Origin of the sequence: Thalassobacterium sedimentorum (assembly GCF_031127905.1) — a bacterium.
GTDB lineage: Bacteria > Verrucomicrobiota > Verrucomicrobiia > Opitutales > Coraliomargaritaceae > Thalassobacterium > Thalassobacterium sedimentorum.
The window spans coordinates 1-23,399 of the sequence record NZ_JARXIC010000025.1; the positions used below are offsets into that span (position 1 = coordinate 1).

Here is a 23,399-nt window from a genome sequence, read left to right on the forward strand (position 1 = left end):
ACGAGACTTTCACTCGCGCAAGTGGTCCGGTTCGCTACGCGACCGGTCTTGTCGGCGCTCCGCGCCTCGGAACAAGTCTCGTCTATCCCGCCATTCATAAAAAACTATCAAGCAGGTTCAGTTAGCACAACTTAGGCAGTGAGAATGCGCGGCCTCTAGCAATTTTTTAGCAGCCTTGGAAAGCTGCGTGCCGCTGCGATGCAGCAAGTATATTTTACGTGCAGGGACTGGACTTGCAAACTCGCGAAACACCACATTGGACACCTTACGATCAGCAACTGCAAGTTGCGGCACCACAGCAACTCCAAGATTAGCCGCAACCATCGCAATCGCAGTTTCAAGCTGATCACATTGAAGTCGCGAATGACACTCGTTCAACCCACAGGCCTGCAACACCTGATCACGCAAACAATGCCCATCTTTAAGATGAATCAGCTCATCCAACTGCAGTGATTCTATTAATGGCGCCACTCTCTGTTGCGCCAACGGATGCCCTTCATGCGCAGCAAGTAGTAATGCTTCTGTAAATAAGTGCTGCGTCTGCAAAGAATATTTATTGAGCTCCCGATCTGCCACATCACTAAGGATCGCGAACTCAATCTTGCCAGACACAATTTCCTGAATAAGCGAAGTGGTGCGGTCTTCAACAACTTCAATCTCAATACTAGGGTACTCGCGCTGAAACTCAGCAAAAAGTAGAGGCAATAAATAAGGTGCTAAAGTTGGAATAATACCAAAATGGACCTTCCCCATCTGCAACTCACAGCGAGCACGCAGTTGCTCGCGCAAAATTGACTCTTCCCGCAGTAAACGTTTAGCGTGACGCAAGAGCAACTCACCAGCAGCTGTCAATTCAATGCCACGCGGACGACGCTCCATGAGTTGCTCCCCAATCTCTTCCTCTAAGGACATAATTTGCTGACTGAGCGAAGGCTGACTGATCAAACAGCGTTTCGCCGCCGCACTTATTGAGCCCGTTTCTGCGGCAGCAGTAAAATAGCGTAATTGACGTAAATCCATACATTTTCGTGACACATCCTCAAAGTATAGGCAATCCCTATATTTAGTATTATTATAAAATGTTTTACCTATGCCAAAAAAGCTTACAGATTCTTGTTAATCAATAATCACACCAACCCACGAATCTATGAATCACACACACAAGCAAATGACCACCACAGCGGGCAATCCGATCGCTGATAATCAAAACTCGATGACAGCTGGCGCCCGTGGCCCTGTTTTGATGCAGGACTATCAGCTGTTGGAAAAATTGGCGCACCAGAATCGCGAGCGCATCCCGGAGCGTGTCGTGCATGCCAAGGGCTCCGGCGCTTTTGGCAAATTGACCATCACGCACGATATCACCCAATACTCGAAAGCAGCCGTATTCTCAGAGATCGGCAAAGCAACGGACTGCTTATTGCGCTTCTCCACAGTGGCGGGTGAACGTGGTGCGGCCGACGCCGAGCGCGACGTGCGTGGCTGGGCCTTGAAGTTCTACACCGATGAGGGCAACTGGGACATGGTGGGTAACAACACACCGGTATTCTTCGTCCGCGATCCGCTCAAATTCCCGGATTTCATCCACACTCAAAAGCGCCACCCAAAGACCAACATGCGAAGCGCCACTGCGATGTGGGACTTCTGGTCCTTGAGCCCCGAAAGCTTGCACCAAGTCACCATCTTGATGTCGAATCGCGGCTTACCCAAGAGCTACCGCCACACCAATGGCTATGGCTCACACACCTATAGTTTCATCAATGCCAAGAACGAGCGCTTTTGGGTGAAGTTCCACTTCAAGACACGCCAGGGCATTCAGACTATGACTAACGAGGAGGCCGCCAAACTGATCGGAGAGAATCGTGAGTCTTCACAGAAAGATCTCTACGAAGCGATCGAAGCAGGCGACTTCCCTCAGTGGGACTTCAAGATCCAAGTCATGCCCGAGACCGATGCGGAGCACTACTCGATCAATCCCTTCGACTTGACCAAAGTATGGCCGCACGCGGACTACCCTTTGATTGATGTCGGCACCTTGGAGCTCAACCGTAACCCGGAAAATTACTTCCAGGAAATTGAGCAGGCCGCCTTCTCGCCTTCCAACATCGTGCCTGGCATCAGCTTCTCGCCCGACAAAATGTTGCAGGCTCGCATCTTCTCCTACGCCGATGCCCACCGCTATCGCGTCGGCACCTGGTATGAATCCCTTCCGGTCAATCGTCCCAAGTCACCCGTCAATACCTACCACATGGACGGCTCGATGAATGCGGCGACGCCCTCCAGTAGCGACGCATATTACGAGCCCAACTCAATGGGCGGCGCCACCGAAGATGCACGTTTCGCCGAACCACCACTCAAGATCTCGGGCGACGCCGATCGCTACAATCATCGCGAGGGCAACGATGATTACAGCCAAGCCGGCGACTTGTTTCGCTTGATGAGCGAGGATCAAAAGCAGCAACTCTTCAATAACATCGCCGCTGCCATGCAAGGCGTACCGCAACACATCGTAGAGCGTCAATTGGCGCACTTCGACCAAGCCGACCCCGCCTATGGCGATGGCGTGCGAGCCGCGTTACAAGCCTAAGACCCAGCCATTCAATCTGGGCTACCACACTCAATATAAAAACATTTAAGCAACATTCCTATGATTACCGAAACTGAAGAAAACCGCTATGCCGAATTGCAACAGATTGCCCTCGATGCCGCCCGCAATGGAGATCTGGATACATTACGACCAATGATCCAAGCAGGACTCCCAGTAGAACTCAAAGACGACAAAGGTAACAGCTTATTAATGTTGGCCGCCTATCACGGCAATCTACAAACCGTGCGTATGCTGGTGGCCGAAGGTGCCAACCCGGATGCGCTGAACGACCGCAACCAGACACCACTTGCGGGCGTGGCTTTCAAAGGCTATCTGGATATCGCTAAAATTCTGGTTGAGTCAGGTGCAGACCCGTCCGCCGACCAAGGCGGCGGACGCACGCCGGTAATGTTTGCGGCAATGTTCGGCCATCAGGCGATGGTCGAGTATTTAGAATCACAGACTCAGGTGAAAATCACTTCGCGCATATGGGGAATACGAGTGAACACACTAGCACGCTTCGTCGGAGGGGTGCGTCGGCTCTTCAGTTTAAAGGCAGCTTGAAGCGTCTAACTGCATATTAATAAGGATGCTTGCGGCTTGCGACAAATAACGCCACAAGCATCCTATACACAGTCAGTTACGGGGCAGAATATTCACTCACACGGACAAGTAAGCCTGCGCTCAACAAATCCCCTACCTCTGTTGGGCGCCTCAGACCATAATACCAAATCGTAGCAGTTTTGAAGATGTACGGGCCTTGGCGATTCCTCAAAATGAGCACCTGCTGCCACTGCCAATTTTCCAATCAAATGATCGATGGAGCTCGACTGCAACTGATAGCCTAACCGGAAATGCCGGCACCCCGATCAGGGATACCTCAATAGAAGGTGAAGAGACTGTGTTGATCACACTCGCTTTCCTCTGCAAATTATGCCCTCGCCGCGACCACGGCGGAAATCACCATTGAGAATCTCCCTTTCGATGCCTTTAGGTATAGCTATTTTAATAATTCTACGGTCGGCATCGCGGAAGAGGACGATTTTCTCAAAAACGTTAAGCGTACATTCCTAGCGTAGAGTGGGCGATTAAAGGCCACGCATTATTTTTGCCTCACTGAGATAATTCACTAAGTATTTTCTACGGATTAAAATAAGCATTCATACCAAACATAGCTAGATCATAACCCTCAGTAGAATTATTTACTTGCTATCATTCTCACGAATATACGCCAAAAAAGATGTAAAGCCCTGCTCACAAATGAAAATTACAAAAAATTGGCACCCCAAGTGCTAATTTTACGTTATGTTCGAAAACGCGAATCTAACAGAGCTTAAGGAACGTGGACTCGTCGGAGCCATTGCATGCACATCCACTGGATCCGTCATCGATGCCACCAATGATGAACTCGACGTCTTTGGTAGTATCCTCAGCTATATCTCACAAGTCGCTGACATGATCGGTGAACCCTTCGGAATGGATTCTATCGAGGAGGTGCATCTCATTAGTTCCAATGCCACGGCAATCTGTATCCCTCAGGAAGGCGATTGCCTAGGTGTCCTGTGCTCCAGTCGTGCCAATATCGATGAGATCTTAAATGAACTGCTCGATTAACCTAGTCTACTGACTCCGAAGCAATGATTGAAAAAATAATTAAAAATGTACTCGAGTTACCAGGAGTGGACGGCGCCTGCATACTCGACAAAAAAGGCAATTTACTTCACAATGCGCTACCAGACTTTTTCCTTGAAGACTTCTTAGAGGATTTATCCCGTCGTGTCACAACACTCTATGAGGCCGTCGATGAGAATTACATGCCTTGTGATGACTACATTCTAAAATTCCCACAGAAGTACATTCAGTTAAGGCGCAGTCGCCACATTTACTTATTAGTGGCAGTGGAACCCACCACTAATTTGGTGTCTCTTAGAATGGTGACCAACTTAGTGCTAAAGCACATAACCCCGAAAATTTTAGGCGAACTACGTGCGCAGCTCAAAGCCAGTGCCAATGAAGCGGCAGTAGCCGCACCGCCCCCCCCAGTGGCCCCCACTCCCGCCGAACTCAGTCCGCCCCCAGTGCCACCTGTCGAGGCAAGCCCCGAACCGGACCCCACATCAACTCACACAACCACTGTAAATGGACGTAAACGTCCCGTTCGGCCACGCCCCACAAGATCTTTTCGCGGAAGCACTTATTAGCGACCGCGCCCCACATTCTCGATGCTCAACTAATCGTTTATGATATACGTGCTGACGACTGACCGTCATATAAAAAGTCAATTATCCTTACTCCTTATGGATATGGGGCACTCTCCCAGTTTCCATGCATCTTGGACAACCTTGGCCAAAGCAATAAGCCAATCACCCAATACATCGGATTATCTATTCTTAGACCTCAGCATGCCGATCGACAGTATTGAGTTTGAACAATTAAAAATTGAGCACGCACAACTCCCTCTCATCGGATTCGAATCACTAAATGCGCAACGCTTGGCCAGCAATGAATCTTTATTCACGCAGCTCAGTCAATCGCTGGTACTGCCGCCCCACGCAGAACGAGCGAAGAGTCGTCTAAAATCGGTGCTAAAAAGCGTAAACCGAAACCAAACACAGAATCGATCCGGTGCAGCCAATGGGCTACCACGCCTGACCAGGCCCAGTTTCAAGCGTACCGCGAGCCATTTCATCAACTATTCTAGAAGCTCGTCAGCGCCTACTCAAAGTGCCAAAAGTAGCCAATATACATGCACTAAAAGTCAACAATCGCTCGGCTTTTTGAAGCAAATCCAAAGCCTGGTGTCCCCGAATCTGCTACTGTTAAAAGGTGAAGAAGGCTCTGAATTTGAACTAATTGCACGTGAAATTAATTTCCAATTATTCGATGAATCCCATCCTTTGCTAATTCTTTCGGGTGATGAATTACGCTTAGATACCTTGGAGAAGTTGGAACGTAGCGCCAAAACATCTCAATCAATACAATGTTGCCTAATTGGAAAAACAGAAGATCTCACTGAAGCATCCGCCCGTGAACTAGGCCTATACATCGAGTATTTAAGTCATCTAAGGAACCCATACCTATGCTTAATCTTATGCCATGAGTTAGGCTCCGAAGCCTACTTCCAGGCGGGTATGTTTGATCATTATCGTCAATTCACATCCAAACTACTGATCTTGGACATTCCGCCGATTCGTAAGAGAGCAGAGGACATCCCTTCGTTGTGTCGTCAATCAATCGCCTCGATGCGCACTGCACACCCCTTTTTACAAGTCCATGCCATCAGTAACGAGGCCATCGACTACTTGGTCCAAAACAAAGACAAATTTAGCTATGATAAAATCGTACGCACAATACGTAATGCCATGGCACTGAGCCAACGCCCTCAACTTTGCGTCGAAGATCTGATCAACTACGGCGAAAGCGACCACGTCACACAGCACTTACTCGAAAGCATGGCGGACGAACAATTTTTCCCGACCGCAGAAGCGGCCAATTCCTAACATAACAGATCCAAACAAATCCTATGACGATTCAAGCACGACGCAACATTGGCTGGCTGGCGCTTCTCGCCCTGGCACCAGCGCTAGTATCTGCCCAAGAACCCAGTACGGAGGTCGCGTATCTCCCACAAAATACCGGCGACATTTTATGGTATCTGGTTGCGGCGGTGCTAGTCTTTTTTATGCAAGCTGGCTTTGCGCTTATCGAAAGCGGGCTCACACGCGCAAAGAATGCCTGCAACATCATGATGAAAAACATTCTGGATTTTTCCTTTGGTGTATTGGCCTTCGCAATCGTAGGATATTCATTTATGTATGGTGATACTATCGGTGGTTTTATTGGCTGGAGCTCAGACTATATATTTATGGGTGATGCCTTAATGGTGGGCGATGATCTCGCAGCTACAAATCTAGTTGCAGCCGAATGGCTCTTTCAGGTGGTGTTTGCAGCCACTGCGGCCACCATCGCATCAGGTGCAATGGCCGAGCGCACTAAATTTATCGCTTATATCCTATATTCCATTGCCATTACCTGCCTCATTTATCCCATAGTCGGGCATTGGATCTGGTCAGAAAACGGCTGGCTAACATTAATGGGCATGCGTGATTACGCCGGCTCAACAGTGGTGCACTCCGTCGGAGCCTGGGCTGGCTTGGCCGGCGCCATCGCCCTCGGAGCACGTAAGGGAAAATACACACCGGACGGAAAGCCCTTGCCGATTCCCGGTCATAACATGCCGATGGCCACTCTGGGCTGCTTTATTCTGATCGTAGGTTGGTTTGGCTTCAACGCAGGCTCCACTCTGGGAGCTAGCGACAGCATGGCATACATTGCAATGGTCACCCTCATCGCAGCTTCCTCTGGCTGTATCGGAGCAACCATTGCCACATGGATGAAATTTAAAAAGCCCGATCTTTCCATGACATTGAATGGCTGTCTTGCTGGGCTAGTCAGCATTACCGCCTGCTGCGGCAGTGTTTCGATTATCGGATCGATGGCCATAGGCTTAATAGGTGGCGTCATCGCAGTCTTTGCGGTCCTCTTTTTCGAGCGCACCCTTAAAGTGGATGATCCCGTAGGTGCAGTCAGTGTGCATGGCCTGTGTGGCATATGGGGCACCCTCGCGGTGGGACTCTTCGGAACAACAGCCATCGATAGCGGCTTGACTTCAGATGGTCTGTTCTATGGCGGTGTCGCACAACTGGGCATTCAAGCAATCGGCGTCCTAGCCGTATTCGCCTTCGTCTTTCCAAGTTGCTATGTTTTATTTAAAATAATCAGCGCCACTGTTGGCCTACGAGTTAGCGAAGACGAGGAATTGGAAGGTCTGGACATTTCGGAGCACGGCAATGAAGCGTATGCCGACTTCCAAGTCTATGCCGATCTGCCGGAAGAAGAATTAGCATAAGTTTGTCACTACGCTCATAGGCTCGACATCTTTTTTTTTTAAGCGACTCCTCCCGTTGACTGGAGGAGTCGCTCACAAGAAATGGACACTAAGAGTTGATGATGATCATGGCTATTTAGCTTTAAAGCGCAGCTCATCAGCTTGAGCCGATACAAATAAATCACTCCAAGGCTGCACAGCCTCGATTGTAGCTGGTACCGCATCAATCTGAGTATTTAATACACCAATAACAGCGATACTTTCTTTGCGATTAAACATACGCATGCGTAAGCCTAATTCATCCAGCATGGGTTGCAACTCAGTCACATCGACTCCTTTAGCCAAATGAATCGAAATTTGATCTGCCGCCATAAAACGAAATTGACCGTCAGCAAGTGTTTCAACAGCGCGCACATACGGGTAACTCTCTTCGAAGTTAAGTAACCAAACCCGTTCCCTAGGCTGTTCTGCACTGGGCAAATAACCAAAATCAATAATCTGCCCTTGATGAATCGATTCCGGCATTTCAGGAGGCAATGGCTCAGCACCCGCCTCGATCATCTTGGCATTATGAGCAACCCATGGATCCTGTGCAGCTGCTTCCTTTGCAGAGCGACGTGAAAGCAGCATTGAGACGAGGAGTATGCCGATCAGGCATCCGACTACATAAACGATAATACGATCAGAGTTTTTCATTTCGTGCCTACTCTCCCGATTCTCCGTGAGTCTGCAAGTACTCCTTACGAGCGCGAATGACACATAGTACAATCGCGAACCCGCCTGCCCAGACCCCTCCATATTTCAAGCCATTAGTGAAACCAAAGGCGGCCAAGAAGCTATAGTCGGGCTCTGTCATAAAACAAAGTCCGAAAAATACATGTGTCAGTACTCCTAGCACCGCCCCAATAAAGCAGATGATCAGTACAAAATAAAACCAGGTCAGCAACCAACGAAGCGTTTGAATAAAAATTTGCAGCATGATGCCCAAAACTTGGAACTCTCAAGACAAACAAGCAAGTCATTCATCTATTATAGCAAGCGAAGCTCAGTGCTTCTCACAGATTTGCCACAAGCCGAATCTTTTGAGCTTTTGTAAGCCCTTTAATTCTACATTCTTCAATCGTGGCTTCCGACCGCGTCCCAATCGCTCGTTGATAAATCAATTTCAGAGGTGTGCGTCCCCGCAAGTATTTTGCTGACTTAGGGCTCCCCATCGAATGCTCCATAAAGCGACGCCCTACATCTGTAGAAATTCCAGTATAGAAAGTGCCATCCGCACAGCGGATAATGTAAACCGACCACATACCCTCACTAACTCACATAGCCATCTAGATAATACCACTTGCCGGCATAGCGTTTAAATCGGGATTTCTCATGATGAATCGCTCGTTGGCCATCCTGAATATAACTCGCCCGAAACTCTACCTTACCCATATTATCTGACTCAGCACCATTAAGCGTCTGCAGTATCTCCAAGCCAATCCATTGAATACTATTCGCCGTATGACTATATCCGTTAGCCAAATCTACGTCCCGCTGCGTAGGATGCGTAGTCTCCACTAAAAATGTAATTTCCTTACGCACATAAGCCGCATAGCGAGCACGCATTAAGGCCTCCGCTGTTGGCGCATTTCGCCGCTTTGCATGATAATCTTGGCAGCATTCGGAATATTCTAATCCACTTTCACAGGGACATTTCATAACTCACAAATACAAGCAGTCTCTCGACAAACAGCAATCCAGAAGAAACGGAAAATTATATAGTTCTTCGACTGACTATACTCGTGCACTACGACAACAACTATCCCGAACCGGGTAATAGCCGCTAAAAAACTGCCAACCTCCGGCCGCTTCAGTAATTATTTCATTTTGTATCTGCAGCAAGTGGATAGTCAGTGCAGCCCTTGGCTGCGCCTTGATAAAAGGTATCGCTGTCAGCCTGATTCAAAGAAAGGCCTCGTTCGAAACGTCTAACTAGATCAGGGTTGGCAATCATTGACTGTCCCCAAGCGGCCAAATCAGCATGGCCTTGCTCGATTAATTGCTCCGCGTCCACAGAAGTTAGCTCTTGATTGACAATGAATACACCGCCAAAGCGCTGCTTAAGTTCAGGGCTATGATAAGGAACTGCGCGTGACTCACGTGCAAAAATAAACGCAATGCCTCGCTCACGCATCGCATCCGTCACATAGCCAAAAGTTGCCGCAAGATCCGAATCTCCCATACTATGTGAATCCGCTTTAGGAGCGATATGTAACCCCACCCGATCGGCTCCCCAAACACTGATGGCTGCATCCACGACCTCTAACATAAGACGAGCACGATTCTCCACTCGCCCACCGTATTCATCTGTACGATGATTGGTCGAATCTTGGAGAAACTGGTCGAGTAAATAGCCATTAGCGCCATGCAATTCAACTCCATCGAAGCCCGCTCGTTTAGCATTTTCGGCTCCCTTGCGATAAGCCTCTACAATTGCAGGTATCTCGTCTAGTTCCAAGGCTCGTGGTGTAACGAAGGACTTCTTGGGGCGTATTAAACTGACATGGCCTTCGGCGGCAATCGCACTAGGTGCAACCGGCAGCATTCCATTCAAATACACTGGATCCGAAATTCGGCCAACATGCCAAAGCTGAAGCAGAATACGTCCACCTTTAGCATGCACGGCGTCCGTGACTAATTTCCAGCCCTCAACTTGAGCATCGGACCAGATGCCCGGCGTGTCTGGATACCCCACTCCCATCGGATCGACCGATGTAGCCTCCGAAATAATCAAACCAACACTGGCACGCTGCGCGTAATACTCTGCCATCAACGCATTGGGAACTCGCCCCTCGCTCGCCCGGCAACGCGTCAATGGGGCCATGACGATACGGTTGGGTAGTTTCCACGCTCCGATTTGGATCGGATCAAAAAGCACTGAAGTAGATCTATTCATAATTATCTTAGTTCGAATTTGTTCGAACTAAGCAAGCCCTATGGTAAAAGTCAATTTGTTGTTCGCATTTAATCGAACTAAGCATTTTAATATGAATCCATGGCAGCCAAAGCATACCAACATCCAGATCTTAAAAATGTTTCATTCAGTCAAGTCATGCAGGCGCTGTCTGATCCCTGCCGTATCTCTATCATGCAGGCTCTAATTAGGGAGCAAGAGCTGGCCTGTAATGAACTACCCAGTGATGTGGCCAAAGCCACCCTCTCACACCACGTCGGAGTACTACGCGATGCAGGACTCATCACCACTCGAGTCGAGGGCACTAAATGTCTCAATTCTGTGCGCCACGAAGCATTTAACGATTACTTTCCCGGGCTACTTAATTTGATTCAGAACAGTCATCATTAAGCAGTCGCAATAATAACAAAATTTAAGCTGAAAACTTCAAGTATCTTGAGAGCCCCCTCAAAAAATGAGCGGCTAAAAGAACGGATTATGCTCCAACTCCTGTGCCACCGTCGTCATCGGCCCGTGCCCTGGACACAGTATGGTTGCTGGCGGCAGACTTAATAATTTCTTGCGATTATTATCCAAAGCCAGCTGATAGCCTTGCTTAGTGCCTCCCATCGATAGGCAGAAAATTGAATCACCGACAAAAGCAACTGATTGCTCCAGTCCATCGACCAGATAGCTTAAAGCTCCACGAGAATGCCCGTTTGTTTCCACCGTCTTGACTCGAAATTTACCGACCATCAATTCAGTTTCAGGTTCAAGCAAAGCAGCATTTGCCACAGGTTCATTAGCGGGGGCGTATACCCTGCCGGCGGGCGCTGCAGTAAGCAACTCTGCATAACCTCCGACATGATCACGATGTCCATGCGTAATAAAAACAGCTTGTAACTTCAGGCCTTGTTTTTGCAGGAACTCCAATATCGGCTGTGCACGGGTGCCCGTATCAAAAACAATGGCATCTTTGCTGGTCACGTCGTAGGCCACAAAACAATTAGTAGACGCGTTGGGGTAATTGGCCTCAGGAAAAGGCATACAGATACATTCCAATCCCGCGAGCTCAACCGAGGATGGATACCACTCGCCTCTTGCCATAGCAACGAGTTTATCCACATCTAACTTCAAAACAGGGGCGAGCCTTCGTAAATGGCTCTCGTTTAATTCACCCGCCAACAGTGCACGCACCTCTTTAAGACTCAGGCCCGATCGAATCGAGAGTGCACCATGCCCTAAACGCTGACCAACGGCCGCCTTCATCAATACATCCTCAAAACTATCTTCAATTGGAATACGCATATACTTGGGTAAAAGAGCAAAGCCGAGAAGAGGCAAGCGTGTACCCACCCTTCCAACTGATTCGGAATCGTTCTTCACGTAGTGTACCACATGTGGCTTGGAGCGATTCAAAAAATTAAAATAATCAGGCATACAACCTGAAAGAAGTACACGAAAAGAGCCGCCCGATTACGGGCGGCTCTTGCTCAATTATTGGGTCGATCCGCGCTTAGCTAGCCTCTGCGTCGGGACTATCTGTGGTATCAACATCTGGCTCAACTGCATCCGCTTCCGGAACCATCGCTTCAGCATTTGCAGGGGTGCCTTCTGCATTGAACTCAGGTGTCGGCAAGGCAACGCCTTCTATACGCTCGGCAGCTTCTTCGGGGCTAAGTTGCTCCATTTCAGCACCGAGAGTATCGATACGCAAGTTGCGGTAGGCAGGAAGGCCTGTGCCTGCGGGGATCAAGTGCCCCATGATGACGTTCTCCTTGAAGCCCTTAAGCATGTCGACCTTGCCCAATGTGGAGGCGTCCGTCAATACACGTGTCGTTTCCTGGAAGGAGGCCGCAGAGATGAAGGACTCCGTCTCAAGCGATGCCTTAGTGATACCGAGTAGCACAGGCTCCCCTTCAGCTGGCATACCGCCGGCTTCTTCAATGTGGTCATTTGCAGACATGAACTCGAAGCGGTCTACTTGCTCGCCCCAGAAGAAGTCGGAGTCACCTGGATCGGTGATACGAACCTTCTTAAGCATCTGCGAGATGATAACTTCGATGTGCTTATCGTTAATTTCCACACCTTGTAGACGGTAAACCTTTTGAATCTCAGCGATCAAATAGTCTTGAACAGCCGACGGCCCGAGAATTTCAAGGATTTCATGCGGATCCGCGCCACCTTCAGTCAGGTTTTGGCCCTTGTGTACGAGGTCACCGACTTGAACAACGAGATGCTTACCATGCGGGATGAGGTGCGCTTCTTCATCACCGGTCTCTGGATCGGTAACGAGGAGCTTCTTCTTGCCGCGAACAGTGCCGTCGAGGGAGACGATACCATCGATCTTAGCCATCTCAGCCGCATCCTTAGGACGACGTGCTTCGAACAACTCAGCAACACGTGGCAGACCACCAGTAATGTCCTGCGTCTTGGACGCTTGACGTGGTGTCTTCGCGAGCATGGTGCCGGGAGCGATTTCATCGTCTTCATTCACCGCAACCTGAGCACCGGTAGGAATCGCATAGGTTGCGATCGTCTTACCAGAGTCATCAACGATATTAACAGCAGGGTTTAAATCCTCCTTGTGCTCGATCACCACAGTGGCAATACGGCCAGTTGACTCGTCAAGCTCGCGCTTAACCGTCACACCGGCAATCATATCAGTGAAACCGATACGACCGGCCTTCTCAGAGAGAATTGGAATATTGTGCGGATCCCACATAGCAAGGATTTCACCCTTCTCGATGCTTTCACCGTCGCCCTTGGTCAGCACAGAACCGACTACAATCTTATAGGTTTCGATTTCACGATCGTCTTCATCAAGAATCTGAACGGATCCAGTCTTATTCAAAACAATGTTCGCACCATTTGCAGCCTGAACGATACGTAGGCCCTTGTAAACAACCTTGCCACCTGAACGGATCTTAATCTCCGGATTCTTAAGCACACCCGAGGCAATACCACCGATGTGGAAGGTACGCATGGTCAACTGTGTACCAGGCTCACCAATCGACTGAGCAGCAATAATACCGACTGAGGCACCACGTTCAACCATGGCCGCATACGCAGGATTGATACCATATTCAAGGGCGGTGATACCGACCTTCTTACGTGTGGTGAGAGCTGAAAGAACCTTCACACGCTCCACGCCCACATCTTCAATCTTACGTGCCGCTTCTTCAGAGATCAGCTCACCGTTCTTAACCAGGAACTCGTCTGGATTCAGCGGATTCTTGATATCGTTGGAAGAACAACGGCCAACAATACGATCGTAAAGGGAAACGATCTCATCGTCACCTTCATAGATAGCATACTTCCATACACCATCGCGATTGCCATCGTCGAAGTCTTCAATGATGCAATCCATAGCAACGTCACAAAGCTTACGCGTGAGGTAACCAGCGTCCGCAGTCTTAAGCGCAGTATCGGCGAGTCCCTTACGAGCACCGTGAGTGGAGATGAAGTATTCGAGAACGGAGAGACCTTCACGGAAGGAAGAAAGAATCGGACGTTCAATAATTTCACCGGATGGCTTGGCCATCAAACCACGAGTTCCGCAAAGCTGACGAACCTGTTGTTTGTTACCACGAGCACCGGAATCCATCATCAAGTAAACGGGATTCACAGAGTCTTTACCACCGTTGGACTTAAGCTCTTCGAATACCGCTTTAGCAATATCGTCGGTACAACCTGTCCAGATGTCGATGATCTTATTGTAGCGCTCACCTTCGGTGATGATCCCCTTTTTATACTGACCTTCAACTTCGTCGATCTTCTTACGGGAAGCTTTCACGATTCCCACCTTAGCTGGAGGAATGATCATGTCGTCAATACCGATGGAAACACCTGCGCGTGTTGCAATCTTAAACCCAGTATCCTTCAAGCGATCGAGTGTAATCACTGTGCGCTCACGACCAACAGTATTGTAGGTCTGTAGAATGATATCCCCCAACTTACCTTTCGGCACTGGGAAATTCACGAAACCAAGTTCGTCCGGCCAGATCGTATTGAAGATGACACGACCGACTGTAGTGCGGATCACTTTTTTGTCCGAACGACCAAATACAGTGCCTTCTTTTTCGAAGTCAGGATTGATGAAATTAATCCAGTCGTGAACATTGAGTGCACCATCTACAACAGCAGACTCAAGCTCATCGGCATCCACGACCATCGGCAAGCGCACGCCTTCCTGAGGCTTAACGGGTGGGTCAAGCGTAAGGAAGTATGAACCAAGGACGATATCCTGCGACGGAGTCAAAATCGGCTTACCAGAAGATGGTGAGAAAATATTATGTGTCGCCATCATCAGCGTCTTAGCTTCCATCACTGATTCTAGCGAAAGAGGCACGTGAACCGCCATTTGGTCACCATCGAAGTCTGCATTATACGCGGTACAAACCAGTGGGTGCACACGAATCGCGTCGCCTTCAATCAAGACTGGTTCAAAAGCCTGAATAGAAAGACGGTGCAAGGTCGGTGCACGATTCAAAAGAACCGGGTGCCCAGCAGTCACTTCTTCGAGAATATCCCAAACTTCCGGCGATTGCTTTTCGATCATCTTACGTGCGCCGCGAACAGTGTGCACGAAGCCCAGTTCTTTGAGGCGGCGGATAATAAATGGCTCGAACAGGACCAGTGCCATTTTCTTAGGCAGACCACATTGGTTCAGCTTAAGCGATGGACCGGAAACAATCACGGAACGACCGGAGTAGTCGACGCGCTTACCGAGCAAATTCTGACGGAAGCGGCCCTGCTTGCCCTTGAGCATATCAGAAAGCGACTTGAGTGGACGGTTTCCCGCACCGGTGACCGCACGACCGTGACGACCATTATCGAAGAGCGCATCCACAGCTTCTTGCAGCATACGCTTCTCATTGTGAATGATCACGTCTGGAGTCTTCAGCGAAAGAAGATTCTTCAGGCGGTTGTTACGGTTGATAACACGACGGTAAAGGTCGTTCAAATCCGAAGTCGCGAAGCGACCACCTTCAAGTGGCACCAAGGGACGAAGGTCTGGTGGAATCACCGGCAGAACTTCCAGCACCATCCATTCTGGACGCGTACCGGACTCCATGAAGCCTTGGATAGTCTTCAGACGCTTGGAGATCTTCTTCTTGATCTGCTTCGAGCGAGTCGCATGCATTTGTTCATGCAGCTCTGCAACCGTCGACTCAAGATCTACCAGTGCCAATGCATCACGAACTGCCTCAGCCCCCATACGAGCGACAAAGGAATCTTCACCGTACTCATCTTGCGCTTGTAGGTATTCCTGCTCAGTCAGCAATTGGCGATCTTCCAACGGAGTCTTACCAGGATCAATGACCAGATAGTTTTCATAATAGATGACGCGTTCCAAATTACGCGCAGTGATGTCCAGCAGCAGTCCCAAGCGAGATGGCATGCTCTTCAAGAACCAGATGTGAGAGACAGGAACGGCGAGTTCAATGTGCCCCATACGGTCACGGCGCACACGGGAAACGGTGACTTCAACGCCACAACGGTCGCAGATAACACCCTTATACTTGATACGCTTGTATTTACCACAGGCGCACTCGTAGTCGCGCACAGGGCCGAAGATGCGTTGGCAGAAAAGACCGCCTGGCTCTGGCTTGAATGTGCGATAGTTAATCGTTTCAGGATTTTTCACTTCACCCCGTGACCACTCACGAATGGCCTCGGGTGCGGCGACTGTAATGCCGACACGGTCGAATGATTTAGTGGCTTCATAGCCTAGGACGTCGCGTGCTACTTCGTTACTCATTTAGTAAACCTTATTTTAAATGTTGCGGTGAATGGTGGCCCTTAGACGTCGATCGCAGTGTCGAGCTCGAACTTCCCTTCGGAACCGAGACGCACATCCAGACAGAGACTTTGGATTTCCTTCATCAAAACGTTGAACGACTGAGGCGTTCCCGCTTGTAAACTGTTGTCACCCTTAACGAGCGATTCATAGATGCGTGTGCGTCCGGCAACATCGTCGGACTTGACAGTCAGTAGCTCTTGGAGTGTGTAGGCTGCGCCATACGCTTCCAGCGCCCAAACTTCCATCTCCCCGAAACGTTGACCACCATACTGTGCCTTACCACCGAGCGGCTGCTGAGTGATGAGTGAGTAAGGACCGACCGCACGAGCGTGGATCTTGGAAGCAACCAAGTGATTGAGCTTCAACATATACATGTAGCCCACCACAACCTCTTGGTGAAGTGCTTCACCTGTCTGGCCGTCATAGAGAATACTCTTACCGGTAGATGGCAGGCCTGCTTCTTCCAGATACTGGCGCACCTTAGCTTCAGAAATACCGTCGAACACCGGAGTCGCGACCTTCATGCCGAGCTTCTTACAGGCCCAACCGAGGTGAGTCTCCAAAACCTGTCCCACATTCATTCGCGAAGGAACCCCAAGTGGATTCAAGCAAATTTCGATTGGAGTGCCATCTGGCAAGTGCGGCATGTCCTCTTCAGGAACAACCTTTGCCACCACACCCTTATTACCGTGACGTCCGGCCATCTTATCACCAACCTGCATCTTACGCTTCTTAGCGATATAGACCTTCACGCTCTTGACCACACCTTGATCCGCATCTTCACCGGACTCAACACCTTCAATCTTGCGTTCACGGTCATAGTCGAGCTCGTCAAACTTACCTTGGTAATTGTTCACGATCTCCATGATCTTGATCTTCACTGGTGAAGGATCAATCTCGATGTCCTTAGAGACCGCTGCGAGACGACGGAGTAAGGTCTTAGTGATCTTACGGTTGGCGGGAATAATAATTTCACCCGAATCACCGTTTTTCACATCCAGTGGAATTTTTTCACCCAGCAAGATGTTAGAGAGCGCCTCAGTCAGATCTTCGCGCAGCTTATCACTTTGTGAGCGATATTCTTCGTTGATCTTCTTGATCTGACGACGACGGTCGGAAGCAGACATTTGCTCTGGCTCACCATCAACGCGGGCCGAAACCTTCACATCCATGATAATACCACGGACACCCGATGGAACTACCAATGAAGTGTCCTTAACATCAGCCGCTTTCTCACCGAAAATCGCACGCAACAGTTTTTCTTCAGGCGCGAGCTCTGTTTCGGACTTAGGAGTGATTTTACCGACGAGAATATCGCCCGGTTTGACCTCTGCACCGACGCGTATGACACCGTCGTGATTCAGATCTTTAAGCGCTTCTTCACCGACATTTGGAATGTCACGAGTGATTTCTTCGGGTCCGAGTTTAGTGTCACGCGCAGTGACCTCGAACTCATCGACGTGAATCGAAGTGAAGATGTCGTCCTTCACAATCTTCTCAGAGATTAGGATCGCATCCTCGAAATTATAACCATTCCAAGGCATGAAGGCCACGAGAATGTTACGTCCAATTGCAAGTTCGCCATCCTGAGTGGACGCACCATCCGCGAGGATGTCCCCCTTCTTGACTGGCTGACCACGAGATACGATCGGCTTTTGGTTAAAGCATGTACCCGCATTCGAGCGCATGAACTTACGAAGATCGTAAACGTAGATTTCCTTCTTAGGGTCTGTCTTGATATCCTTGGCCTTGGCAGGAAGCTCGCCGTCCTGAGTCAGAACAATGCGATTCGCATCGACTTGCGCAATAATACCATCAATGTCTGCAACCTCGACGGTCTTCGAGTCGATCGCGACACGCTCTTCAATACCAGTGCCCACGAATGGAGATTCGGACTGAAGTAGCGGCACACCTTGACGTTGCATATTCGATCCCATCAGCGCGCGATTAGCGTCATCGTGCTCGAGGAATGGAATGAGGCCCGCTGCCACCGAAATCAACTGCTTGGGCGACACGTCCATGTAGTGCACTTCTTCTGGAGTGAGCTCCAGCACCTCGTCCTGATTACGGCATGTCACACGGCCTACTAGATTGCCGTTTTCATCCAACTCGGAATTGGCCTGCGCAATCATGTAAGGCTCTTCCTGGTCGGCGTTAAGGTATTCAACATCGTCGAGCACCTTGCCATCGACCACCTTGCGGTAAGGTGTTTCGATGAAGCCGAACTCGTTAATGCGCGAGTACAACGACAAGGAGTTGATCAGACCGATGTTGGGACCTTCAGGAGTCTCAATCGGGCAAATACGACCGTAGTGCGATGGGTGCACGTCACGCACTTCGAAGCCAGCACGCTCACGATTCAAACCACCGGGTCCGAGTGCAGAAAGACGACGCTTGTGGGTCAGTTCTGCCAGAGGATTAATTTGGTCCATGAACTGAGACAGCTGACTGCGCGCAAAGAAATCGCGGATCACAGTGCTGAGTGCCTTCGGGTTGATCAACTTCTGAGGGCTGATCGAGTCCACGCTTTGATCATAGAGAGTCATGCGCTCTTTTACCAGACGCTCTGTGCGGGCGAGACCGACACGGCATTGGTTCGCCAACAGCTCACCTACGGTGCGCACACGACGGCTACCTAGGTGGTCAATATCGTCGAGTGTGCCATCCCCGCGCTTAAGGCGAGTCAAATATTTAGTCGCTTCCACCACATCCTCAGCTCCGATCACGCGGAACTCAAGATCAGTATCCATCTTCAGCTTTTGATTCAGCTTGTAACGCCCTACTCGACCGAGGTCATAACGGCGTGGGTCTTGGAAAAGACGCTTCAACAATGCTTTCGCATTGGCAGTTGTGGGCGGCTCGCCTGGACGGAGACGCTTGTAAATATCCTTGAGTGCTTCTTCCTCGTTTTGAGTCGGATCCTTCTTCAAGCAGCGAATAATCGCTCCATCATCTACAGTCGTGTCGATGGCAATCAGTTTTTTGAGACCAGCCTTTTCGAACGAACGAACGATTGTCTTGGTTAACGGCTCGAAAGCACGTGCCAGCACGACTCCTTTGTCTGCATCAACGATGTCTTCTGTAAGCACCAGATTCGACACAGAATCGCGCTTGAGCGCATCGGCGACTGTAATCTCGTCCATTTCATAGAAAAGGTTGAGAATCTCCGCGTCAGAGCCGTAGCCCATCGCACGCAGCAGTGTCGTCAATAGGAACTTACGACGACGACGGCGGCGGTCGAGGTATACGTAAAGCAGATCGTTTTGGTCGAACTGCACTTCGAGCCATGTGCCGCGGTCAGGGATGATACGGAAGGCATGCAGAATCTTACCGGAAGTATGTACGCTTTCTTCGAAAGCGATACCAGGTGAACGGTGAAGCTGGCTAACGATCACACGCTCCGCACCGTTAATGATGAACGAGCCACGCTCGGACACCATGGGCAATTCGCCCATATAAATTTCTTCGTCTTTAATGTGGTCCTCTTCGCGCAAGCGAAGCTTCACATAGAGTGAGACAGAATAGGTAACCCCCTCGCGAATCGCTTCGATTTCAGTCTCACGAGGCGGAGTCACGTTGTAACTCACATATTCGAGATGACAGCGGCTATCATAGCTTTCGATCGGGAAGACCTCGGAAAAGACAGCTTCGAGGCCGATCGGCTTCCGTTGACTTGGAGCCGCGTCCATTTGTAAAAATTCCTTATAGGAATCGACCTGATTTTCAATCAGATTGGGTGGCTGGATTACTTCCTTGAGTTGACCGAAATTTGTGCGCTTTGACATAATGGATGTCCGGGTGACGGTATATAATGAGAGTGTTCTGAGTGGTGCTGAGGCTTAGTCAGCAGAAAAGCAAAAAACAGCTAGGCGTGGCCCACCCGATTTGGGTGAGCCCACCTAACTGTGAAATTTTTATAACTATTGAATATAACAGGGAGTTCCCAAGATTACTTCAATTCGACTTCAGCGCCGGCAGCTTCGAGCTTTTTCTTGATCTCTTCAGCTTCGTCCTTGGAGCAACCTTCCTTAACAGGTTTTGGTGCACCTTCGACAAGATCCTTAGCTTCCTTCAGGCCGAGACCTGTGATTGCACGAACTTCCTTAATGGAAGCGATCTTGTTAGAGCCAGCAGCCTTAAGGATAACGTCAAACTCATCCTTCTCTTCTACTGCTTCAGCAGCAGCAGCAGGTCCAGCTGCAGCAACAGCTACAGGAGCCGCAGCGCTTACGCCCCACTTCTCTTCGAGTTCTTTAACCAGATCAGCTACTTCGAGCACTGTTTGTGCGGAGAGCCATTCGACGACTTGTTCTTTTGTGATATCTGCCATGATGTTTTACCTTTCAATGGTTAGCACCCCGAGAGTCGGAGTATTTAAAGGGTCGAGCCCTCTAACCTAATTTTTATATGGTTGTGTTGTGAATTAGGCCGCCACCGATAAAAGTGACGGCCCAAAATATTGTTGATAATGATTATTCGCCGTTCTCTTTGCGAACCTTCGCTTGCAGAACATTGACAAGGCCTTGTGGCACAGCGTTGATGACGCGGACGAATCCAGTCGCAGGCTGAGTGAGCAGGCCGAGGAGTTGTGCACGGAGCACTTCCAAACCTGGCAGTTTTGCGAGGGCTTCGATTTCTTCCTTAGTCAAAGCACGCTCGTTCAGGATGCCGGCTTTCATCTCAACCTTGTCCTTCTTCTTAAAGAACTCGCCAATGATCTTTGCCACACCCGATGGATTGTCGCCACCGACGATGATTGCAGTTTGACCGCTCAAGTGCTCACTCAAGTCAGGAAGATCCTTGGCCGCAGCTGCGACACCAAAAATGCTGTTCTTGACCACGTGGAATTCTGCATCGTGCTCAGCAAGCTGGGCACGCAAATCCGCGATCTCTTCCACGGTGATGCGCTCGTAGTTAGTGAGATATACGTAATCGGACTTGTTGAGGTGATTGTTCACCTCTTCAACGAGATATTGTTTTTCTGGTCTCATGTTATATGTCCCTTCTTAAGCTTTGTTGTATTCGACGACGTCAACAGCGAGTCCGGGGCTCATCGTAGCACTCAAAGTGAGGCTCTTAATGTATTTGCCAGTGCTTGCTTTAGGACGCGCTTCGATCAGTGCCTTAACGGCAGCATCCGCATTTTCAGCGATTTGCTCAGGAGTGAAGGAACGCTTGCCAACGACAACCGCGACATTTGCAGTTTTGTCCATCTTAAATTCGACACGACCTGCTTTAACCTGCTTAATACCTTCAGCGATATCGTCAGTCACAGTACCTGACTTAGGATTTGGCATCAGACCACGGGGGCCCAACACACGTGCGACCTTACGCACGCTTTTCATTGCGCTTGTAGTAGAAATCGCAACGTCAAAATCAGTCCAACCACCGGTAACTTTCTCGATGAGTTCATCGAGACCTGCTTCGTCGGCTCCAGCCGCGAGCGCTTCTTCGGGGTTCTCTGTAAAGACGATGACGCGCACTGTTTTACCACTACCATGCGGTAGTTGTAAAGTGCCACGCACCATCTGATCGCTCTTACGAGGATCGACTGCGAGGTGAGCGTAAACTTCGACTGTTTCGTCGAACTTCGCCTTAGGTAGTTTGTTCAGTAACGCAGACGCTTCTTCGACCGAGTAAGTCTTCGTCAAATCAGCCATTTCGACTGAAGAACGATAGCGTTTGCTTCCCTTAATTTGCTGGGTTGCCATTGTTATATCTCTATTGTGGTTAAAGCGACAGCCAGACCGGCTGCCGTATAAAATTAATCAGCAATCTCGAGCCCCATGGAGCGCGCGGTGCCGGCGATGATGCTGAAAGCAGCGTCTTCATTTTTCGCGTTCAAGTCAGCTTTCTTGATCTCACAGATTTCGAGAATTTGCTTACGCGTGACAGTGCCAACCTTATCTTTATTGGGCACGCCCGAGCCTTTCGCAATCCCCGCGGCTTTCTTAAGTAGCACAGCAGCAGGTGGTGACTTAAGAATGAAACTGAAAGAACGGTCTGCATAGACAGTAATCACGCAAGGCAAAATCATGCCCGCTTGATCCTTAGTCTTGGCATTGAATTCCTTACAGAACCCCATGATGTTAACACCTTGAGCACCAAGAGCGGGTCCAACGGGAGGAGCTGGATTTGCGGCGCCTGCTGGCAGTTGGAGACGGATTTGTCCTGTGATTTTCTTAGACATGTCGGATTAGCTTTCTTCTGTTCTCTGGACTTGCCAGTATTCAAGTTCAACAGGCGTGAAACGCCCGAAAATAGATACGGAAACCTTGAGCTTGCCCCGGTCTGGGTCGATTTCCTCAATTTTGCCAACAAGGTTCGCGAAGGGACCATCGTTGACTTTGACCATTTCGCCGATCTCGTATTCGATCTTCGGCTTTTCCTTACCTTCGGCCTCTTCAACCTGGTTAATAATGCGATCGATTTCACTCTTCTTCAACGGAGTTGGGCGATCGCCGCCTACAAAATTAATAACACCATGTGCTTCACGGACAAAGTACCATGGCTTTTGTAGCAATTTACCATCGTCGTCGTAGAGACACATATTGACGAAGATATAACCTGGATAAAATTTACGCGTCTTGGTGCTTTTCTTGCCACTCTTGACCTCAGTCACTGTTTCAGTGGGCATCAGCACGTCAAAGACGTAGTCTTCCATCTCTTCGACAGCAATAAACTTATCGAGGTACTTCTTGGCCTTCCCCTCTTGATTGGAAAGAGTTTGAACGGCATACCAACGAGGGCCTGTGATGGAAGAGGAATCTGACATTGTGGAGTCTAAGACGAAAAAGATGAAGCCGACGAGCGGCAGAAATACTATAAAGTGTCAATCGACAGCTGCGATCCTAGCGAACCCAGGAAGTCAGCAATTCGACACCATTCATTAACGAGAAGTCGATCAGCGCGACGTAGAAGCCAAGGATAACTGTGGCGAGAAGAACAACAATTGTTGAATCACGCAGCTCTACCTTAGAAGGCCATGAGGCTTTCTTTAGCTCAGTCAAAGTCTCCTTATAAAAGAGACGTATGCTAGTGAATGGATTTTTCATGGAATTAAAAATGGCAGGAGAGGAGGGACTCGAACCCCCAACTTACGGTTTTGGAGACCGTTGCTCTACCAATTGAACTACTCTCCTGTAAATGTCTTGGGCAATATTCTATAAAATAACAGTGAAGC

22 protein-coding genes and 1 tRNA gene are annotated in these 23,399 nt (G+C 49.4%); 7 read left to right on the plus strand and 16 right to left on the minus strand.

Annotated features, from left to right (window positions below):
* Positions 1–117: 117 nt before the first annotated feature.
* Entirely contained in the window at positions 118–1,035 is a 918-nt protein-coding gene (locus tag QEH59_RS13610; RefSeq protein WP_308985925.1) for a LysR family transcriptional regulator, read from the minus strand.
* A gap of 112 nt (positions 1,036–1,147) precedes the next feature.
* Here QEH59_RS13610 and QEH59_RS13615 point away from each other — a divergent pair, with 112 nt between their 5' ends.
* The 6 genes from QEH59_RS13615 to QEH59_RS13640 all read left to right on the plus strand — a co-directional run bounded on the left by QEH59_RS13615 (position 1,148) and on the right by QEH59_RS13640 (position 7,496).
* Positions 1,148–2,587, plus strand: a complete 1,440-nt coding sequence (locus tag QEH59_RS13615) for a catalase (RefSeq protein ID WP_308985926.1) — start codon at positions 1,148–1,150, stop codon at positions 2,585–2,587.
* Between the two features lie 60 nt (positions 2,588–2,647).
* Positions 2,648–3,151 (plus strand): ankyrin repeat domain-containing protein, encoded by a 504-nt coding sequence (locus QEH59_RS13620; RefSeq protein WP_308985927.1) that lies wholly within the window; start codon positions 2,648–2,650, stop codon positions 3,149–3,151.
* Between the two features lie 741 nt (positions 3,152–3,892).
* On the plus strand, positions 3,893–4,201 hold the full coding sequence (locus QEH59_RS13625) for a hypothetical protein (protein WP_308985928.1): 309 nt from the start codon (positions 3,893–3,895) through the stop codon (positions 4,199–4,201).
* A 23-nt stretch (positions 4,202–4,224) separates the two neighbouring features.
* The gene (locus QEH59_RS13630; RefSeq protein WP_308985929.1) at positions 4,225–4,788 is read left to right on the plus strand and encodes a hypothetical protein; all 564 of its coding nucleotides are present in this window, start codon (positions 4,225–4,227) and stop codon (positions 4,786–4,788) included.
* A 96-nt stretch (positions 4,789–4,884) separates the two neighbouring features.
* On the plus strand, positions 4,885–6,087 hold the full coding sequence (locus QEH59_RS13635) for a hypothetical protein (protein WP_308985930.1): 1,203 nt from the start codon (positions 4,885–4,887) through the stop codon (positions 6,085–6,087).
* 23 nt (positions 6,088–6,110) lie between these two features.
* On the plus strand, positions 6,111–7,496 hold the full coding sequence (locus tag QEH59_RS13640; protein ID WP_308985931.1) for an ammonium transporter: 1,386 nt from the start codon (positions 6,111–6,113) through the stop codon (positions 7,494–7,496).
* Positions 7,497–7,607: 111 nt separating this feature from the next.
* Here the strand turns inward: QEH59_RS13640 and QEH59_RS13645 are convergent, their stop codons facing one another.
* The 5 genes from QEH59_RS13645 to QEH59_RS13665 form a co-directional block, all read right to left on the minus strand.
* Positions 7,608–8,171 (minus strand): hypothetical protein, encoded by a 564-nt coding sequence (locus QEH59_RS13645; protein WP_308985932.1) that lies wholly within the window; start codon positions 8,169–8,171, stop codon positions 7,608–7,610.
* Positions 8,172–8,178: 7 nt separating this feature from the next.
* On the minus strand, positions 8,179–8,454 hold the full coding sequence (locus QEH59_RS13650; protein ID WP_308985933.1) for a hypothetical protein: 276 nt from the start codon (positions 8,452–8,454) through the stop codon (positions 8,179–8,181).
* Between the two features lie 76 nt (positions 8,455–8,530).
* Positions 8,531–8,779: a GIY-YIG nuclease family protein gene (locus QEH59_RS13655; protein ID WP_308985934.1), complete on the minus strand. Its 249-nt coding sequence runs from the start codon at positions 8,777–8,779 to the stop codon at positions 8,531–8,533.
* 7 nt (positions 8,780–8,786) lie between these two features.
* On the minus strand, positions 8,787–9,176 hold the full coding sequence (locus QEH59_RS13660; protein WP_308985935.1) for a YchJ family protein: 390 nt from the start codon (positions 9,174–9,176) through the stop codon (positions 8,787–8,789).
* A gap of 163 nt (positions 9,177–9,339) precedes the next feature.
* Entirely contained in the window at positions 9,340–10,413 is a 1,074-nt protein-coding gene (locus QEH59_RS13665) for an alkene reductase (protein WP_308985936.1), read from the minus strand.
* 99 nt (positions 10,414–10,512) lie between these two features.
* Between QEH59_RS13665 and QEH59_RS13670 the strand changes: the two genes are divergently transcribed.
* Positions 10,513–10,821: an ArsR/SmtB family transcription factor gene (locus QEH59_RS13670; protein WP_308985937.1), complete on the plus strand. Its 309-nt coding sequence runs from the start codon at positions 10,513–10,515 to the stop codon at positions 10,819–10,821.
* 72 nt (positions 10,822–10,893) lie between these two features.
* Here the strand turns inward: QEH59_RS13670 and QEH59_RS13675 are convergent, their stop codons facing one another.
* The 10 genes from QEH59_RS13675 to QEH59_RS13720 form a co-directional block, all read right to left on the minus strand.
* Positions 10,894–11,718: an MBL fold metallo-hydrolase gene (locus tag QEH59_RS13675; protein ID WP_308985938.1), complete on the minus strand. Its 825-nt coding sequence runs from the start codon at positions 11,716–11,718 to the stop codon at positions 10,894–10,896.
* 208 nt (positions 11,719–11,926) lie between these two features.
* Positions 11,927–16,174 (minus strand): DNA-directed RNA polymerase subunit beta', encoded by a 4,248-nt coding sequence (gene rpoC / locus QEH59_RS13680; protein ID WP_308985939.1) that lies wholly within the window; start codon positions 16,172–16,174, stop codon positions 11,927–11,929.
* Between the two features lie 41 nt (positions 16,175–16,215).
* Positions 16,216–20,001 carry a DNA-directed RNA polymerase subunit beta gene (rpoB, locus tag QEH59_RS13685; protein ID WP_308985940.1) on the minus strand — a complete coding sequence of 1,262 codons (3,786 nt, stop codon included), beginning with the start codon at positions 19,999–20,001 and terminating at the stop codon, positions 16,216–16,218.
* 164 nt (positions 20,002–20,165) lie between these two features.
* Positions 20,166–20,546, minus strand: coding sequence for a 50S ribosomal protein L7/L12 (gene rplL / locus QEH59_RS13690; RefSeq protein WP_308985941.1), 381 nt, complete (start codon positions 20,544–20,546; stop codon positions 20,166–20,168).
* A gap of 142 nt (positions 20,547–20,688) precedes the next feature.
* Complete coding sequence (gene rplJ, locus QEH59_RS13695; protein ID WP_308985942.1) at positions 20,689–21,207, minus strand: 50S ribosomal protein L10; 519 nt, start codon at positions 21,205–21,207, stop codon at positions 20,689–20,691.
* A 15-nt stretch (positions 21,208–21,222) separates the two neighbouring features.
* The gene (gene rplA / locus QEH59_RS13700) at positions 21,223–21,927 is read right to left on the minus strand and encodes a 50S ribosomal protein L1 (protein WP_308985943.1); all 705 of its coding nucleotides are present in this window, start codon (positions 21,925–21,927) and stop codon (positions 21,223–21,225) included.
* A 53-nt stretch (positions 21,928–21,980) separates the two neighbouring features.
* A complete protein-coding gene (gene rplK, locus QEH59_RS13705; RefSeq protein WP_308985944.1) occupies positions 21,981–22,406 on the minus strand; it encodes a 50S ribosomal protein L11 in 426 nt (141 codons plus the stop codon).
* A 6-nt stretch (positions 22,407–22,412) separates the two neighbouring features.
* Positions 22,413–22,991, minus strand: a complete 579-nt coding sequence (gene nusG / locus QEH59_RS13710) for a transcription termination/antitermination protein NusG (protein WP_308985945.1) — start codon at positions 22,989–22,991, stop codon at positions 22,413–22,415.
* Positions 22,992–23,067: 76 nt separating this feature from the next.
* Entirely contained in the window at positions 23,068–23,271 is a 204-nt protein-coding gene (secE, locus tag QEH59_RS13715) for a preprotein translocase subunit SecE (RefSeq protein WP_308985946.1), read from the minus strand.
* A gap of 11 nt (positions 23,272–23,282) precedes the next feature.
* A tRNA-Trp gene (locus QEH59_RS13720) sits at positions 23,283–23,358 on the minus strand.
* Positions 23,359–23,399: the final 41 nt, after the last annotated feature.

Bases quoted from the DNA above. Each gene is read 5' to 3' on its own strand.
- QEH59_RS13615 (WP_308985926.1), top strand. From the start codon at position 1,148: ATGAATCACACACACAAGCAAATGACCACCACAGCGGGCAATCCGATC.
- QEH59_RS13620 (WP_308985927.1), top strand. From the start codon at position 2,648: ATGATTACCGAAACTGAAGAAAACCGCTATGCCGAATTGCAACAGATT.
- QEH59_RS13625 (WP_308985928.1), top strand. From the start codon at position 3,893: ATGTTCGAAAACGCGAATCTAACAGAGCTTAAGGAACGTGGACTCGTC.
- QEH59_RS13630 (WP_308985929.1), top strand. From the start codon at position 4,225: ATGATTGAAAAAATAATTAAAAATGTACTCGAGTTACCAGGAGTGGAC.
- QEH59_RS13635 (WP_308985930.1), top strand. From the start codon at position 4,885: ATGGATATGGGGCACTCTCCCAGTTTCCATGCATCTTGGACAACCTTG.
- QEH59_RS13640 (WP_308985931.1), top strand. From the start codon at position 6,111: ATGACGATTCAAGCACGACGCAACATTGGCTGGCTGGCGCTTCTCGCC.
- QEH59_RS13645 (WP_308985932.1), bottom strand. From the start codon at position 8,171: ATGAAAAACTCTGATCGTATTATCGTTTATGTAGTCGGATGCCTGATC.
- QEH59_RS13650 (WP_308985933.1), bottom strand. From the start codon at position 8,454: ATGCTGCAAATTTTTATTCAAACGCTTCGTTGGTTGCTGACCTGGTTT.
- QEH59_RS13655 (WP_308985934.1), bottom strand. From the start codon at position 8,779: ATGTGGTCGGTTTACATTATCCGCTGTGCGGATGGCACTTTCTATACT.
- QEH59_RS13660 (WP_308985935.1), bottom strand. From the start codon at position 9,176: ATGAAATGTCCCTGTGAAAGTGGATTAGAATATTCCGAATGCTGCCAA.
- QEH59_RS13665 (WP_308985936.1), bottom strand. From the start codon at position 10,413: ATGAATAGATCTACTTCAGTGCTTTTTGATCCGATCCAAATCGGAGCG.
- QEH59_RS13670 (WP_308985937.1), top strand. From the start codon at position 10,513: ATGGCAGCCAAAGCATACCAACATCCAGATCTTAAAAATGTTTCATTC.
- QEH59_RS13675 (WP_308985938.1), bottom strand. From the start codon at position 11,718: ATGCGTATTCCAATTGAAGATAGTTTTGAGGATGTATTGATGAAGGCG.
- rpoC (WP_308985939.1), bottom strand. From the start codon at position 16,174: ATGAGTAACGAAGTAGCACGCGACGTCCTAGGCTATGAAGCCACTAAA.
- rpoB (WP_308985940.1), bottom strand. From the start codon at position 20,001: ATGTCAAAGCGCACAAATTTCGGTCAACTCAAGGAAGTAATCCAGCCA.
- rplL (WP_308985941.1), bottom strand. From the start codon at position 20,546: ATGGCAGATATCACAAAAGAACAAGTCGTCGAATGGCTCTCCGCACAA.
- rplJ (WP_308985942.1), bottom strand. From the start codon at position 21,207: ATGAGACCAGAAAAACAATATCTCGTTGAAGAGGTGAACAATCACCTC.
- rplA (WP_308985943.1), bottom strand. From the start codon at position 21,927: ATGGCAACCCAGCAAATTAAGGGAAGCAAACGCTATCGTTCTTCAGTC.
- rplK (WP_308985944.1), bottom strand. From the start codon at position 22,406: ATGTCTAAGAAAATCACAGGACAAATCCGTCTCCAACTGCCAGCAGGC.
- nusG (WP_308985945.1), bottom strand. From the start codon at position 22,991: ATGTCAGATTCCTCTTCCATCACAGGCCCTCGTTGGTATGCCGTTCAA.
- secE (WP_308985946.1), bottom strand. From the start codon at position 23,271: ATGAAAAATCCATTCACTAGCATACGTCTCTTTTATAAGGAGACTTTG.